General features: G+C 57.0%; 10 protein-coding genes. 8 read left to right on the forward strand and 2 right to left on the reverse strand.

Features of this window, described 5'->3' with window-relative positions; genetic code table 11:
- The first annotated feature begins 182 nt into the window (after positions 1 to 182).
- From ACZA91_RS07100 to ACZA91_RS07115, 4 genes are all read left to right on the forward strand, one after another.
- Positions 183 to 1,334: a glycosyltransferase gene (locus tag ACZA91_RS07100; RefSeq protein WP_190530947.1), complete on the forward strand. Its 1,152-nt coding sequence runs from the start codon at positions 183 to 185 to the stop codon at positions 1,332 to 1,334.
- A 29-nt stretch (positions 1,335 to 1,363) separates the two neighbouring features.
- Positions 1,364 to 2,026 carry a TVP38/TMEM64 family protein gene (locus ACZA91_RS07105; protein WP_099533853.1) on the forward strand — a complete coding sequence of 221 codons (663 nt, stop codon included), beginning with the start codon at positions 1,364 to 1,366 and terminating at the stop codon, positions 2,024 to 2,026.
- A gap of 183 nt (positions 2,027 to 2,209) precedes the next feature.
- Positions 2,210 to 3,340, forward strand: a complete 1,131-nt coding sequence (locus tag ACZA91_RS07110; RefSeq protein ID WP_463186406.1) for a glycosyltransferase — start codon at positions 2,210 to 2,212, stop codon at positions 3,338 to 3,340.
- Positions 3,341 to 3,402: 62 nt separating this feature from the next.
- Positions 3,403 to 4,290 (forward strand): S-methyl-5'-thioadenosine phosphorylase, encoded by an 888-nt coding sequence (locus ACZA91_RS07115; protein ID WP_463185610.1) that lies wholly within the window; start codon positions 3,403 to 3,405, stop codon positions 4,288 to 4,290.
- 147 nt (positions 4,291 to 4,437) lie between these two features.
- On the opposite strand, the gene ACZA91_RS07120 is transcribed toward ACZA91_RS07115, so the two are convergent.
- Complete coding sequence (locus tag ACZA91_RS07120) at positions 4,438 to 5,340, reverse strand: pentapeptide repeat-containing protein (protein ID WP_099533857.1); 903 nt, start codon at positions 5,338 to 5,340, stop codon at positions 4,438 to 4,440.
- 273 nt (positions 5,341 to 5,613) lie between these two features.
- On the opposite strand from ACZA91_RS07120, the gene ACZA91_RS07125 reads away from it, so the two are divergent.
- From ACZA91_RS07125 to ACZA91_RS07140, 4 genes are all read left to right on the forward strand, one after another.
- A complete protein-coding gene (locus tag ACZA91_RS07125; protein ID WP_463185616.1) occupies positions 5,614 to 5,775 on the forward strand; it encodes a hypothetical protein in 162 nt (53 codons plus the stop codon).
- 375 nt (positions 5,776 to 6,150) lie between these two features.
- The gene (locus ACZA91_RS07130; RefSeq protein ID WP_190353574.1) at positions 6,151 to 7,695 is read left to right on the forward strand and encodes an ammonium transporter; all 1,545 of its coding nucleotides are present in this window, start codon (positions 6,151 to 6,153) and stop codon (positions 7,693 to 7,695) included.
- A gap of 430 nt (positions 7,696 to 8,125) precedes the next feature.
- Complete coding sequence (locus tag ACZA91_RS07135; RefSeq protein WP_158234466.1) at positions 8,126 to 9,166, forward strand: GDSL-type esterase/lipase family protein; 1,041 nt, start codon at positions 8,126 to 8,128, stop codon at positions 9,164 to 9,166.
- Between the two features lie 79 nt (positions 9,167 to 9,245).
- Positions 9,246 to 9,971, forward strand: a complete 726-nt coding sequence (locus ACZA91_RS07140) for a carbonic anhydrase (protein WP_099533861.1) — start codon at positions 9,246 to 9,248, stop codon at positions 9,969 to 9,971.
- Positions 9,972 to 10,181: 210 nt separating this feature from the next.
- Here the strand turns inward: ACZA91_RS07140 and amt are convergent, their stop codons facing one another.
- Positions 10,182 to 14,018: an ammonium transporter gene (gene amt, locus ACZA91_RS07145; RefSeq protein WP_463185621.1), complete on the reverse strand. Its 3,837-nt coding sequence runs from the start codon at positions 14,016 to 14,018 to the stop codon at positions 10,182 to 10,184.
- Between the last annotated feature and the right edge of the window lie 488 nt (positions 14,019 to 14,506).

A 14,506-nucleotide genomic window follows, 5' to 3' on the forward strand; every position in this document is an offset into this window, starting at 1 on the left:
GTGAATTGTGCATCGATCCGCTACCGGATTTGCTGTTACATCAATCCACCTGGGGGGAACCAACCACGGCGGAGTTTCAGATCGAAATTCGCCATGCGGATCATCTTCAGCAACCCCTAAATTTAGATCAGGCGATCGCCCAGTTTGCTGACCTCTCGCCCCGGGGTGGCAAGCTGACGGTGATGGCGCGATCGCTGCGGTTTTCCTTAGTAATTCCCACCTACGAAGAAGCCGAAAATATTGAAGCCTTGGTGCGATCGCTCGTGGCGGTTTTAGATCCCGTGCTGCCCCATGATTATGAAATTATTGTGGTGGATGACAACAGTACCGATCGCACCTGGAAAATTGCCCAGGAATTAACCACCGAATTTCCCCAATTGCGGGTGCTTTGTCGTCACTATGAACGGGGATTAGCCACCGCTGTAATTCGCGGTTGGCAGGTGGCCAAGGGCGAAATTTTGGGCGTAATTGATGGCGACGGCCAGCACGATGAGCAACTGTTGCCGGAGATGGTGGCGCAAATTTTGGCCGGGGCTGATTTGGTGGCCGCCAGTCGCAATGATCCCGGCGGCGGCATCAGTGATTGGAGCCTGTGGCGGCGGCTCACCTCTCGGGGCGCGCAGATTTTGGGGTTGACTCTGTTGCCCGACGTGGTGGGGCGTTTGTCCGATCCCTTGAGCGGTTATTTTGTGTTGAAACGTAGCGCGATCGCCCAAAAAATCCTCAATCCCTTGGGCTATAAAATCCTGATTGAAGTATTAGCAAAAGGTGATTTTGGGCGCGTCAAAACCCTCCCCTACGAATTTCGCGAACGGCAATCGGGCGAAACCAAAGTCACTTGGTATCACGCGATCGACTATTTCGCCCATTTGCTGCGGCTGCGGCTCGATCGCTTCCCGGTGCAGCGCTTCATCCGGTTTGGTATTGTCGGCTTGAGTGGAGTAATCGTAGATATGGCGGTGCTCTACGCCCTTAGCGATCCCAGTACCTTGGCTTGGGGTCTCACCCGCAGCAAAATCATCGCAGCGGAAGTGGCAATTTTGAATAATTTTTGGTGGAACGATCGCTGGACATTTCGGGACTTATCCCAACGCCAAACCGGCTTTCGTCGCCGCCTCGAACGGTTCCTGAAATTCAATTTAATTTGCTTAATGGGGCTGATTCTGAATGTCTTGATTTTGAATCTCTTTTTTAATGTGATTTTTGCGGGTCAATATCGTTATTTAGCGAACCTAATCGCGATCGGCTTAGTCACCTTCTGGAACTTTTGGCTGAATACCAAACTCAGTTGGCGGGTGACCGATCGCGATCGCGCCGAACTCCCCAATTCCTAGATCACCCAGCCGCTCCCCCCAAGCACCCCATGAAGCCCCCTAAAAAACGTTGGATTGTGCTGCTACTGTTCTTTTGCCTCGGGGCGATCGGGGCAATGTTTTACAGCTTGGGCATGATTGATGTAGAGCGGCTGCGCACGCAAATTGGGGGTACGGGTTGGCTCGCACCATTGGTTTATATGGTGGTCTATCTTGCCGTCACCATGCTGATGCTACCCTCAACGGCTTTAAACCTTTTGGGTGGCGCATTATTCGGCTCAATTTGGGGCACAATTTGGACGAGTTTAGCCGCCATTTTGGCCGCGATCGCCTCCTTTTATCTCAGTCGTTGGCTGGCTCGACCTGCCTTTGAGCGCCGCCTCGCCGATCGCTGGCAAGAAATGGATCAAGAAATTCGTCGCCACGGCTTTGCCTATATGTTTGCCGTGCGTTTGTTGCCGATTTTGCCCTACGGTTTAGCCAACTACACGGCGGGTTTAACCTCCGTGCGCTTTCGAGATTATTTAATTGCCACCGTGGCGGGCACGGGCCCCGGCGTATTTTTATTTGTGCAATTGGGCAGTTCCGGCACCGATGCCATTAGTCGGGGTCAATTTTTGCCCCTGAGTTTGACCCTGGGGGCGATCGGGCTGCTGATCATTGGGGCTACTTGGTATAGCCATCGGTTGGCGCGTTTGGCGGGGCGCGAATAATGCCGCCGGGGCCGATCGATCCCCCCCAAGCGGTATCCTGAGGCAAATATCGGCGGGAATAGGCTGAAACCATCGCCTAGTCTAGGCTTGGCATTAACCGAGCCTTAATCTACATCGGGCGATCGCCCGTCTTGCGCCGCTGCCCCCTTGCTCCTTTTGTCCCTGTTGCCCCGCACGGAACCTATGCGAATTGCGCTGTTTACCGAAACCTTTTTGCCCAAAATCGATGGGATCGTGACCCGTCTGCGCCACACGATCGATCACCTGCAAAAAATGGGCGATGAGGTACTAATCGTCACGCCCGATTTGGGGTTAAAGGACTACAACGGCTCAAAAGTTTTCGGGGTTTCGGGGTTTCCACTGCCGCAATATCCTGAGCTAAAAATCGCCCTGCCACGGCCGGCAATTGGTCGCGAATTGGATCATTTTCGCCCCGATTTAATTCACGTGGTTAACCCGGCCGTCGTCGGTTTGGGCGGCATTTATTACGCCAAAACTCGTCAATTACCCCTCGTTGCTTCCTATCACACGCATCTGCCCCAATACCTACAACATTACGGATTGGGAATGCTAGAAGGCTTGCTCTGGGAATTGCTAAAAACCGCCCACAATCTCGCAGAAATTAACCTTTGTACCTCCACCGCCATGGTGCAGCAACTGAGCGACCATGGCATTGAGCGCACCGCCCTTTGGCAGCGCGGCGTAGATACAGACAGCTTCACGCCCGATCGCGCCACCGCCGAAATGCGCGACTTCCTCAGCCAAGGTCACCCGGACGCGCCCCTGTTGATCTACATCGGTCGCCTATCTGCTGAAAAGGAGGTCGATCGCATCCGGCCCGTGCTCGAATCGATTCCCGGCGCGCGGCTCGCCCTTGTGGGTGACGGCCCCTACCGCGCCGAGCTAGAGGAATTTTTCGCGGGAACCAACACCCACTTCGTCGGCTACCTGCGCGGTCTGGAGCTGGCCGCCGCCTATGCCAGCGCCGATGCGTTCATCTTCCCCTCGCGCACGGAAACCCTTGGGTTGGTGCTGTTGGAAGCGATGGCGGCCGGCTGCCCCGTGGTGGCGGCCAATGCGGGCGGCATCCCCGATATCGTCACCGACGGCGTGAACGGCTTCCTGTTTGACCCCACCGATGACCAGGGCGCAATCACCGCCACCCAACGCCTGTTTGCCGACCCCAGCCAGCGGGCTGATCTGCGATCAGCTGCCCGAGCCGAGGCCGAACGCTGGGGCTGGGCCGCCGCCACCCGCCAACTAAAGGACTATTACTACGGAATCTTGAGCATGAGTCAGCGACAGGCGGCTTAGGCTGAAATGGCCAGCCCAATTCGGGCGATCGACCCTACTGGTTTATGGAGCACCTCTCAACAATGACTGACTCAACGGGCGACACAATCACCATCGGCATTCTGGGCGGCAGCGGTCTCTATCGGATGGAGGCGCTGCAAAATCCCCAAGAACAGCGGATTGAAACCCCCTTTGGCCCCACCTCCGACGCAATCATCACCGGAACCTTGGACGGTGTGCCCGTGGCCTTTCTGGCCCGCCATGGCCGCCACCATCACCTGCTGCCCACGGAAGTGCCCTACCGCGCCAACATCTGGGCCCTCAAAACCTTGGGCGTGCGCTATCTCCTGTCCGTATCGGCGGTGGGATCGTTGCAAATGGCGGCTAAGCCTCTGGATATCGTGTTGCCGGATCAGTTCATCGATCGCACCCGTAACCGGGGTTCCACCTTTTTTGGCGATGGCTTAGTGGCCCATATTGCCTTTGGCGATCCCATTTGTGCAGCCTTGTCGGGCTTGGTGGCTGAGGCGATCGACTCCCTGGCCCTGTCGGAGGTGACGTTGCATCGCGGCGGAACCTATCTCTGCATGGAAGGGCCGGCTTTCTCCACGCGGGCCGAATCCCAGCTCTATCAAAGTTGGGGAGCCACCGTCATTGGCATGACCAACTTACCGGAAGCCAAGCTGGCCCGAGAAGCGGAAATCGCCTACTGCACGATCGCCCTGGTCACCGACTATGACTGTTGGCACCCCGATCACGACAGTGTGACCACCGAGATGGTGATTGGGAACTTGCATCGCAATGCCGACAACGCCCGATCGATCATCCGGGAAACAGTCCGCCGCTTGGGGGCCCAACCGCCCGAGTCGATCGCCCATCAGGCCCTGGCCGGTGCGCTGCTCACCCCCCTCGACAAAGTGCCCACTGCCACGCTCGATCGGCTCGCCCCCCTGTTGGCTCCCTACCGTTAAACGCAGCACCCACTGAGCACATGAGCAAAAGACCCCGGGCCTTTAGGCTCTGGAGTTCAGGGACGGGAGGCTAAACAACCGGCGCAGCCCAGCACTGGCGGGCCAATTCCCCTAATCGATCGGCTGAATGGGGTAATCCACGGCTTGTTAGTAATGGGCTTGGCCATCCGGGCCGATCGCCCCCGTCCAAACCACCGCCCGGGTGTTGGCCTGGGACAAATCCGCATCAATCAACACCGCCCCCCGCAGCACAGCACTGCTGAAATTCGTCCATTGCAAGCGAGCCTGAAACAAATTGGCATCGCTCAAATCCGCTTGGCGCAACGTTGACCAACTGAGATTGGTTTCCCGCAAATTTCCCTTCAGCAGTTTGGCCGCCGTGAAATCCGCCCCGATCGCCTTGGCTCGCCGCAGGTCGCAACTGGACAAGTCCGCCGCCAAAAACACCGTGCTACTGGCATAAACCTCCAGCAACATCGCCCCCACCAACACCGAATCTGAAAAATTGGCCTTGGTCAAATTGGCCCGCGTGAGGTTCGCCTTGGTCAAATTGGCTTCCGTGAGCTTGGCGTGGTGCAACGTGGCCTCTCGCATGTTGGCCCCTTCCAAGTTGGCCTGATGCAAATCCGCTTCACTGAGATTGGACTCGATCAACACCGCTTCCCGCAAATTCGCCCCGACCAACTTGGTGGCCCGCATCGAGCAACCGGACAAATTCGCCTGATCGCCCAAATCCACGCCGCTCAAGTCCGCCCCAATGCAGTTCGCATTCACCAAATTGGCTCCCCGCAACGACGCATCCCGCAACTTCACCTCGCGGAGATTAATCCCACGCCATTGCACATGATTCGCCTCCACGCTCAGTAAACGCGCTTCCCGCAGGTTTCCCTCTTCCAAATTGGAGCCGGACAACTTGGCCCCTGATAAATCCGCCCCCTGGAGCGAAATACCGGGCAACAGGGCCCCACTGAGATCCGCCGATGACAAATCAACGCGGTCAAAATCTCGCTCTCCGGCTGCGTAGCGTTCGAGCAATTCGCTAACTTCCATGGGGGAGCCTCATCACGGACTTCAATGCTGCTGTCTGGGGGATATGAACAATCCACATTTCAATCGTCCTCAAAATCCCCCGTAGGACTGGGGCAGAGATTTCAACACCAGCTCAGCAATTCAGCAGTTCTAGCAATTTCACAGAGCCATTCAAAACTCATTCACACCCTTGGACTTCAGCCCCAGCAACTTGGCCAATCAAGGACAGGGCCAACCAGCGACATGGCGAAATGACTAGGCGATCGGGATTTTGTTTGGGCTGCGATCGTAACCATGCTGATTTTACACCTCGGCTCAGGGTCGCTCCTGACGGGACGGGGCTTGCACCCCCAACGGCCGCCAACGATATGGCCAGTCCTGCCCGATCGCATCACCCATCTTCAGCTTTTTGTCCCGGTGAATCTACCCACAGCCCAGGACGATCAGTATCGCTAGATACAGAACGATACTCGACAAAATTGATGCAATTGCCTGTGTTTAAAGCAAGTCCACGTCGATCGACAATTGCTGCGCCAAGAGACTGTCTTGGATTGCAGTCTAGCTCTCATTGAGTCCCTGTCAAACCCTGGGGCAAACCACTCCCAAAGGCGATGCATCTACAAAAGGCGGCCAGTCCGATCGTGTCAGCCTGTGGAGCAAATGAAGCCAACTTCGCCGCGATGGAGCAGGAAGCTTCCTGATTGCCGCATTCGTGAGCGAATCGCAGCAATTGTTAGTGAAGGAGTGATGGTCTTAGTTTTAACCAGTCAGCAACCGCCCTGTCTCTGAACCATCCATATCAACATCAACCCCTATAGGAACCGTTAGTCTATGGCTAGGCTCAAGTTCTCGGGTCGCCGTAAGGGGCATTCGCGCTCCCTTAACGAGGGCACCGATCGATCCATTGACCAGATCCTGAGTGCCGGGCGATCGTTCTTTCACGACGTATTCGGTCGCCGCACCTCCCTCGGTTGGTTAGCCTGCATTCCTTTGGCCGCCGTGATTGTGGCCACCTGGAACCTGGCTGCCCATGCCGCTGAACCCATCAAGCCCGAAGACGTTCAGGGCCTGCTGAACATGACCTGGGTTCTAGTGGGAGCCATCCTCGTGATCTTCATGAACGCGGGCTTCTGCATGTTGGAAACGGGCTTCTGTCGTCAGAAGAACGCCGTTAACGTTCTGACCAAGAACCTGATTGTATTTGCTCTGGCCACCTTGGCATTCTGGGCTTTGGGCTATGGCTTCATGTTTGCCCAAGGCAATAACGTAATTGGCACGACGGGCTTCTTCCTGTCAGGAACGCCCGAAACTTACGGCATTGAAGCAACGGGGCTGCCGGTCTCGCTGCACTTCCTCTTCCAAGTTGCCTTTGCGGGCACCGCCGCCACGATCGTGTCCGGTGCGGTGGCTGAGCGGGTGAAGTTCGTGGACTTCTTGATCTTTAGCTTGCTGCTGGTTGGGGTGTCCTACGCCATCACAGGCCGTTGGATTTGGAGCGGCACGGGCGGTTGGTTGTTCAACATGGGCTTCCGCGACTTCGCTGGTTCAACGGCGGTACACTCCGTCGGTGGTTGGGCAGCGCTGATGGGTGCTTCGATTCTGGGGCCCCGGATGGGTAAGTATGACAACGGCCAACCCCGCGCCATCCCTGGCCACAACATGAGCATTGCCACGTTGGGCTGCTTGATTCTGTGGGTTTGCTGGTTTGGGTTTAACGGGGCTTCGACCCTGGCGGTGAATGCAGCAGTGCCTTACATCGCTGTGACCACCAACTTGGCCGCCGCAGCGGGTGGCGTAACCGCCACGTTCACATCCTGGTGGCTGTCGGGCAAGCCGGATCTGTCGATGGTGATCAACGGCATCCTGGCTGGCTTGGTGGGCATCACGGCGGGTTGCAACGTGGTTGACTACACCGGTTCTGTGTTGATTGGTGGCATTGCCGGGATTCTGGTGGTGCTGTCGGTGGGCTTCTTTGACTCGGTGCTGAAGGTCGATGACCCAGTGGGTGCTACTTCGGTGCACTTGGTTTGCGGTGTTTGGGGCACGCTGGCGGTCGGCCTGTTCAGCATTGGTAAGGATGCAACGGGTGCGGATGCGGCTGGTTTGGGCCTGTTCTATGGTGGTGGTTTGACCCAGTTGGGTGTGCAATTCCTGGGTGTTGCCATTGCTGGTGGGGTGACGGTGTTGCTGTCCACCATCTTCTGGTATGCCCTGAATGCCTTTGGTGGCATTCGGGTTTCGCCCGAGGAAGAAGCCATTGGCCTCGATATCGGCGAGCACGGGATGGAAGCCTACAGTGGCTTTGTGAAGGACAACACCTCGATCGGCCCCACGGGTACGGCGGCAATGGGTGTTTCGGATCAAACCGCATCCTAGGGAAAAGCCTCGGTACTGGGGCGAGGTCGGGTAACGATGCTTTTCTATCGTTTCGACGACCTTAGCTGTTAGCCGAGTTCGGATGCGACTGATTACCACAGGTGTTCAATGACACAGGAGGGGGCGATCGCCCTCTTTTGTGTTTAGGGATGTTTTTTTTGCGGCCAAAGTTCGCTAGAGTTCTTAGTGAATTGGTCTTTTGGCGATGGATGCAAGGTCAACGGAGCCAGTTAGGGCCGGTTGGCTTGCACCGAGGCAGGGTCACCACAACGTTTCAGGGCAAATCGTGTTTTCTCGATCGCGTGCTCGACGAACAGGAATTTTTGGCCGCTCGATTGGCTGGTCACGCCGATCAAGTGGTTTCTCACCGTCTAAGCCCCGCGCTCCTTGGTGGGTCAAATGGTCTCTATGGGGCAATGGATTATTAGCAGTGGCCTTTTTGGTGGTCGTCACGGGCCTAGACCGTGCGGCGGCCAAGGCCATTGCCCAAGCGATTGACCAGATTCAGCAAACCCAAGAGTCTTTGGAGCGATCGCCCACTAGGGCCGTGGCAGCCACGGTGACCACTCCGAAGCGATCGCCCGTCGCGGCCACCAGTTATGAAGGATGGGTGGCTCGGCGGCGGCAGGAAGCCAATGCGATGGCCCTGCGACGGCCCGCCCGGTTGGCGGTGTTGGTGGGCGATTCCTTAACTCTGGCCTTTCCGTCCCGTCTGTTGCCGGCGGGAACCACTTGGCTAAATCAGGGCATCTCTGGGGATACGACCCGGTTGTTGTTGCAGCGCTTGGATGGGTTGGCGCGTCTGCAACCGGAGGTGATTTTTGTGGCGATCGGGATTAATGACCTGATGCAAGGGGTCAGTGATGACACGATCGTGGAAAATCACCGGGCCATCACCCAAGAATTGCGCCGGGCCCACCCCAATTCGCGGATTGTGTTGCAAAGCCTGTTTCCCCATCGCGGGGCTAGCTCCACTTGGGAAGGTCGGGCCCGCTTGCGCCAGGCCACACTCGATCGAATCAAGCGCATTAACCGCCGGTTGAACCAGGTGGCCCGGGATGAACGGGTGGGCTTCTTGGATTTGTTTCCGATGTTCACCGATCCGCAGGGCAATCTGCACCCAGACCTCACTACTGACGGCCTGCACCTGAGCGATCGGGGCTATTTGGTTTGGCGTGCGGCCCTCGATTCTTTCTTGCAACTGTCGCGATCGGGAGCGGCGGGGTTAACCGTCACACCGCGACCCGCCGAAGAAAACCGGGCCGGGGCCCAGCGCTTGACCGATTCCGACAACCGGAGCGTGGCAACTCCGAGCGATCGCCCTTCCCCCACACCCAAGGCCTCACCGGCCGATCGCAAACCGTCCAGCAGCAGCGCTGCGCCCGCCAATCGTCCAGCGGAGTCGCCCGATCGGGCCCGCAGCACCAACCGGCGCGAAGCACCCGCCACCACCGACGACCAGCGCCCCTAAGGCCGTAAGATATTCACCAACTCACCAGCCAGACGGGCAACGACCAGGCCACGGGTAACCAGGCCATGCACAGAACGCCATGCACAAATTGATCAAAGGCTTGCGGCAGTTTCAGCAAGATTACTTCGCGTCCCATCAAAAGCTGTTTGAAGAGCTGGCCCATGGGCAAAAACCGCGCGTTCTCTTCATCTCTTGTTCTGACTCCCGCGTTGACCCGGAACTGATTACCCAATCGGATCCTGGCGAAATTTTCGTGATCCGCAATGCCGGTAACATCATTCCCCCCTATGGCGCGGCTAATGGCGGTGAAGGAGCGACGATCGAGTATGCGATCGAAGCCTTGGGGGTGAGTGAAATTGTGGTTTGCGGCCATTCCCACTGCGGAGCCATGAAAGGCCTGCTGAAGATCAAAGAGCTGGAAGACAAAATGCCCTTGGTCAGCCGCTGGCTGGAACATGCGGAAGCAACGCGCCAGGTGGTTTTGCAAAACTACAGCCCCTGTAGTGGTGAAGATTTGCTGGAAATTGCGGTGGCCGAAAACGTGCTCACCCAAATTGACAACCTGCGCACCTATCCCTGTGTGCGAGCCAAGCTGAACCAGGGCAGCTTGCGACTCCATGCTTGGGTTTATGAAATCGAAACGGGGCGAATTTATGCCTACGACCCCCAAACCCAGGAATATGTGGAGCCGGAAAGTGCCTGGAATCGGCCCACGCCGACCCTGACCTTGCCCCAGCGCCAAGCCCAAGCCTGTGCCTGGTTGCCGCCGGAGCAGTCAGAGCGAATTTATCGCGGCGCACGCTAGGGCCCGCTATTAAATCGTCCGTAACCCTGATTCCACCGTGACAAAATCGTGAGGGGCAAGGGGCTGAAGCCCCTTGTTACGACGATCGGGGCGTGAACAATCAACCGTTTTCGCTTGATTCCAGGAGCTGCCGATAGGCCGCTCAGCTTCCCGGCACGACGATCGGGGCGAGGTAACGATCGAGCGAATGATTCTCGATCGAGCGATTCCCTAATCCGTAGTGGGCAGGGCCGCATGAACCGATCGCTCTAAATAGATTTGAGCCACCCGATCGCCCGGAAATTGCCGCAAACATTCCTCAAAACAAACGGCCGCCGACTTGAACTCTTGACGGTGATAGAGCCAAGTACCTTCCTCAAAATGGGCCATGGTGGAAAGTTTTTGGTCGCGGATGGGGGACGGATCGCCATCGATCGCCTCAAACACCGCCACGGGCCGAGATTTGCCTGTCACCTGTAACCGATCGATAAACCGCAGGTGATAGCGCGTTGGATCCTCCATCTGGGCGATCGTGTGGTGGGAAATCAGGATGCTGCTTTGGTAGCGCTTGGTCAGGGTTTCCAACCGGGCCGCCAAGTTAACCGCGTCACTGATGGCAGTCCCATCCATCCGATTTTTACCGCCCACTGTTCCCAATCGCATTTGGCCAGTGTTGATGCCAATGCCAATTTCGATCGGCACTTCGCCCGCCTGTTGTCGTTCGCGGTTAAAGACTTCCAAATTTCGCCGCATTTCGATCGCGGAGGCCACCGCGTCATCGGCCGATTCCGGAAACAGCGCCATCACCGCATCGCCAATGAATTTGTCAATGAAGCCGCCATTTTGCTGAATCGCCGGTTCCATATGGGCCAAATAGCGGTTAATGAACCGGAAGCTCTCGGCCGGTAACAGGTTTTCCGTGATCGTGGTGAACGATCGAATGTCGGAAAACAAAACCGACATCTGCCGTTCCACTTGGTCGCCCAGTTCCACCTCCAAAATGCTCTGTTTATTCAGCAGACGCAGGAACTCGTGGGGCACAAACCGCCCGTAGGCAATATTGATGTGGGACAGTTGCAGATGGGTTTTCAGACGAGCCAGCAATTCCTTCTTGGAAACGGGTTTCGTGAGGTAGTCATTGGCTCCGGAGTCGAGACCTTGCACCAAGTCTTCCACCTGGTTTTTGGCCGTGAGCATCAAAATCGGCAGCTTGTGGGCGGGATAGCGCGATCGCAACTGCTGGGTCAGCTCATAGCCGGTCATTTTCGGCATCATCACATCCACCAACACCACATCGGGCTGAAACCCTTGTTCCAACACGGCCAGGGCAGCAGGGCCGTTGTCGGCGGTCACGATTTCATACTCCTCCTGGGACAGGAAATTTTCCAGCACCTGAAGATTCACCGGCTCATCATCCACCATCAGGATTTTGAACCGTTGATTGGGTTGGGTGCGGGCGGCGCTGGCCTTGGCCAAGAGCTGTTCCGTGTCCCGCTGGCTAAGGGCTTCTAGGAGACGATCGCCCTCCACGGTGGCCGGAGCCAGGGTAATCGGTTCCGGTGCGATCGGGGCTTCGGGAGCCGGTTTGGGATTGGTGGGGGCAGGCTTGCGCAACATCATGGGCGATCGCCGGAAGCTGGGCATTTCGTAGGTGAGGGCTGGCGCTTCCAGGGCCACCGGCAAGGTCAGCGTAAAGATGGATCCCACTTCGGGACGGGACTCCACCCAAATTTTGCCCCCATGCAGTTCCACCAGTTGCCGCACAATGGCCAACCCCAACCCCGTGCCGCCATATTCCCGGGCCGTGGAGCGATCGGCCTGTTCAAAGGATTCAAAAATGCGCTCGATCGCCTCTGTGGGAATACCAATGCCCGTATCACTGACGGAAATGGCCAGCCACTTTTGGGCAGCCGTTTCCGGGGATGACTCGGAAGGATGCTCCCGCTCAAACTGCTCAGATTCTGCCGGATCCAATCCGGGGCGATCGAACAGAGCACCCTGCCCGATCGCGCTTGAGGGCATCACCACCCCCGTTAATTGATCCAATTGTTGACCCAATTGCTGATCCCCCAATTGAGGATCTAGGGAGTTGGCAGGATCGACAGAAGGCGGCTGATGCAACTGATGCAACAGTTCCGCGTCCGGCTGCCAACGGCGAGCATGAACAATCACCTCACCGCTTTGGGTGAACTTGAGCGCATTGCTAACCAGGTTGTGCAAAATCTGTTGCAGCCGGTTGAAGTCCGCCAACACGGGCGGCAGAGCCAAATCAATGGCATTCACCAGCGCCAAGCCCTTACGTTCCGCTTGGTCGTAGTGCAGTTGCAACACCTGTTCCACCACCACAGCCAAGGTGCAAGGGCGCAGGGCCAGGTCAATCGTCTGGTGTTGCAGTTTGGCAAAGTCCAGCAGATCGTTCACCAAATTGGCCAACCGATGGCCACTGGCGGCGATCGTGTCCAGGTTTGACCGTTCCCGATCGCTCAATCCTCCCCGATCGTCATCCAGCATCGCCTCCGCCAAGCCAATGATGCCGTTGAGGGGCGTGCGCAGTTCATGGGACGTATTTGCCAGCAAATCATCCTTCAGGCGGTTCAGGCGCTGGAGTTCCTGGTTGGCGGTTTCCAACTCCGCCGTCCGCTGCTGCACCTGGGCTTCCAGGCTCGCATTCAGGGACTCCAGCGCCTGGGACTTTTCCTGCAAGGCATCCATCACCTGGTTGTAGCGCTCGGCAATGTAGCCCACCTCCGTGAACGGATCCACCGGTACTCGCAAGTGCAAATCTCCCTGACGAGCATGGTGATCCATCACCTCAAATAGGTCATAGACCTCCGTTTTCACCTGGTGCTCCGCCACGTTCAGGCCCATCTGTTCTTCCGCAAGGGAAACCCGCAGGGGATGCAGGCGATCGACCCAGCGCAGCAACCCGTAGGACAACCCAAAAGACCAGAGGGCGCAAACTCCAATGCCCAACAGTTGCACGGCAATTTGTTGGGGGCGCTCCAAACCGCCCGGCATTTGGCTCAAATCCCCAAATAACCCCACACAGAGCGTGCCCCAAGCCCCAGCCCCCGCATGGATAGGCACGGCTCCCACCGCATCATCGATTTGGCGGCGATCGAGCCACCATTCCACCGCCAAGGCCACGGCGGCCCCGGTGAACCCCACCACCAGGGCGATCGGGGTCGTAATCACATTGCAGCAGGCCGTCACGGCCACCATGCCCGCGAGGGAACTGTTGATCAGGCATTCCACATCCGGCCGGTGGCGATAGTACCAACCCAGGGCCCCGCCGCCCAGCATCCCCGCCACACCCCCAATCACCGTATGCACCAGCACCGCCGGGACATGTTCATTGAGGGCCAGGGTGCTGCCGCCATTGAACCCCAACCAGCCCAGCCACAGCATCATGGCCCCAAGCATGGAAAAGGGCAGATTCGACCCGCTGATTTTGTGCTGCCGGGTGGCTTCGTCATAGCGCCCCCAGCGCGGCCCCACCACCAACAGCGTGGCCAGGGCAATCCAGCCCCCCACGCTATGCACCACTGTGGAACCCGCAAAGTCATAGAACCCGAGCGATCGCAACCAGCCCACCCCCTGGCCGGCAGGACTTGCGCCCACAATTTCCATTCCCTTCCAAGCCCAATGGCCAAACAGGGGATAGATCAATCCTGAACAAAGGAAACAAACGATTAGATAAGACGAAAACCGCATTCGTTCCGCCACCGCACCGGAAATAATGGTGGTGGAAGTGCCACAAAACATTAATTGAAAAATTAAAAAAGCTGCCAGTTGAGGCTGCGATTCCACCGATAGGGCAAAGTAGTCATGGCCCATCCAACCCCACCAAGAGGGGCCAAACATCACCCCAAATCCAAACAACCAGTAGAGCAGTGCCGAAATGCCAAAATCTGATAGGTTTTTGGCCGCCACATTAATGCTGTTTTTCGATCGGGTCATGCCCGATTCCAAACACATAAAACCAGGCTGCATCAGAAACACGAGTCCCGAGCACCCCAGCAACCAAGCCACATCGCGCATATTCAGCCAATTGAGATGAGCAGCCACAGGATCCCTACTCCAACATGGGGAGCATTTACCGTTCGTTGCATCTTTTCTTCAATAATTTTTAGCAACTGCTTCAGTCTAATCAGAAGTCTCCAGTGGGGGGCAGATTGGACTTGCCCGATCGAACCCCACAGTCAACCCAAAGGCATGGATTAATCTCAGTCCGCATTGGGTTTTATTGCTTTTGCTGATCTTCTCACTGCCAAGGGAATTACGGAATTAATGTCCTATTTTAGGTATTAATTAATACATTTAAAAGGATTACCGAGAACCGCTTCAATCATCCGAATCTATCCTCTTTTGGACTGGTCTTGAATCGGTGGCCGCAGGCCATTGCCCATGGAGTTACCCAAGGACTGCTGACCCAGAATTCAGCAGTTGCCGGATCCGCGATCGAATTCGCCTGATATTCTGAACAAGCTGACCGGCTGAGTCTTGGGCCCATTCAACCCCATCCATCGGCTCAGGAAACCATCCCCTTGGGTCAG

The organism is Limnothrix sp. CMB-01 (assembly GCF_055193175.1).

What these genes read in the sequence shown, in the direction of transcription:
- ACZA91_RS07115 (WP_463185610.1), top strand. Translation starts at nt 3,403, where the DNA reads ATGACTGACTCAACGGGCGACACAATCACCATCGGCATTCTGGGCGGC.
- ACZA91_RS07120 (WP_099533857.1), bottom strand. Translation starts at nt 5,340, where the DNA reads ATGGAAGTTAGCGAATTGCTCGAACGCTACGCAGCCGGAGAGCGAGAT.
- ACZA91_RS07125 (WP_463185616.1), top strand. Translation starts at nt 5,614, where the DNA reads ATGCTGATTTTACACCTCGGCTCAGGGTCGCTCCTGACGGGACGGGGC.
- ACZA91_RS07130 (WP_190353574.1), top strand. Translation starts at nt 6,151, where the DNA reads ATGGCTAGGCTCAAGTTCTCGGGTCGCCGTAAGGGGCATTCGCGCTCC.
- ACZA91_RS07140 (WP_099533861.1), top strand. Translation starts at nt 9,246, where the DNA reads ATGCACAAATTGATCAAAGGCTTGCGGCAGTTTCAGCAAGATTACTTC.
- ACZA91_RS07110 (WP_463186406.1), top strand. Translation starts at nt 2,210, where the DNA reads ATGCGAATTGCGCTGTTTACCGAAACCTTTTTGCCCAAAATCGATGGG.
- ACZA91_RS07100 (WP_190530947.1), top strand. Translation starts at nt 183, where the DNA reads ATGGCGCGATCGCTGCGGTTTTCCTTAGTAATTCCCACCTACGAAGAA.
- ACZA91_RS07105 (WP_099533853.1), top strand. Translation starts at nt 1,364, where the DNA reads ATGAAGCCCCCTAAAAAACGTTGGATTGTGCTGCTACTGTTCTTTTGC.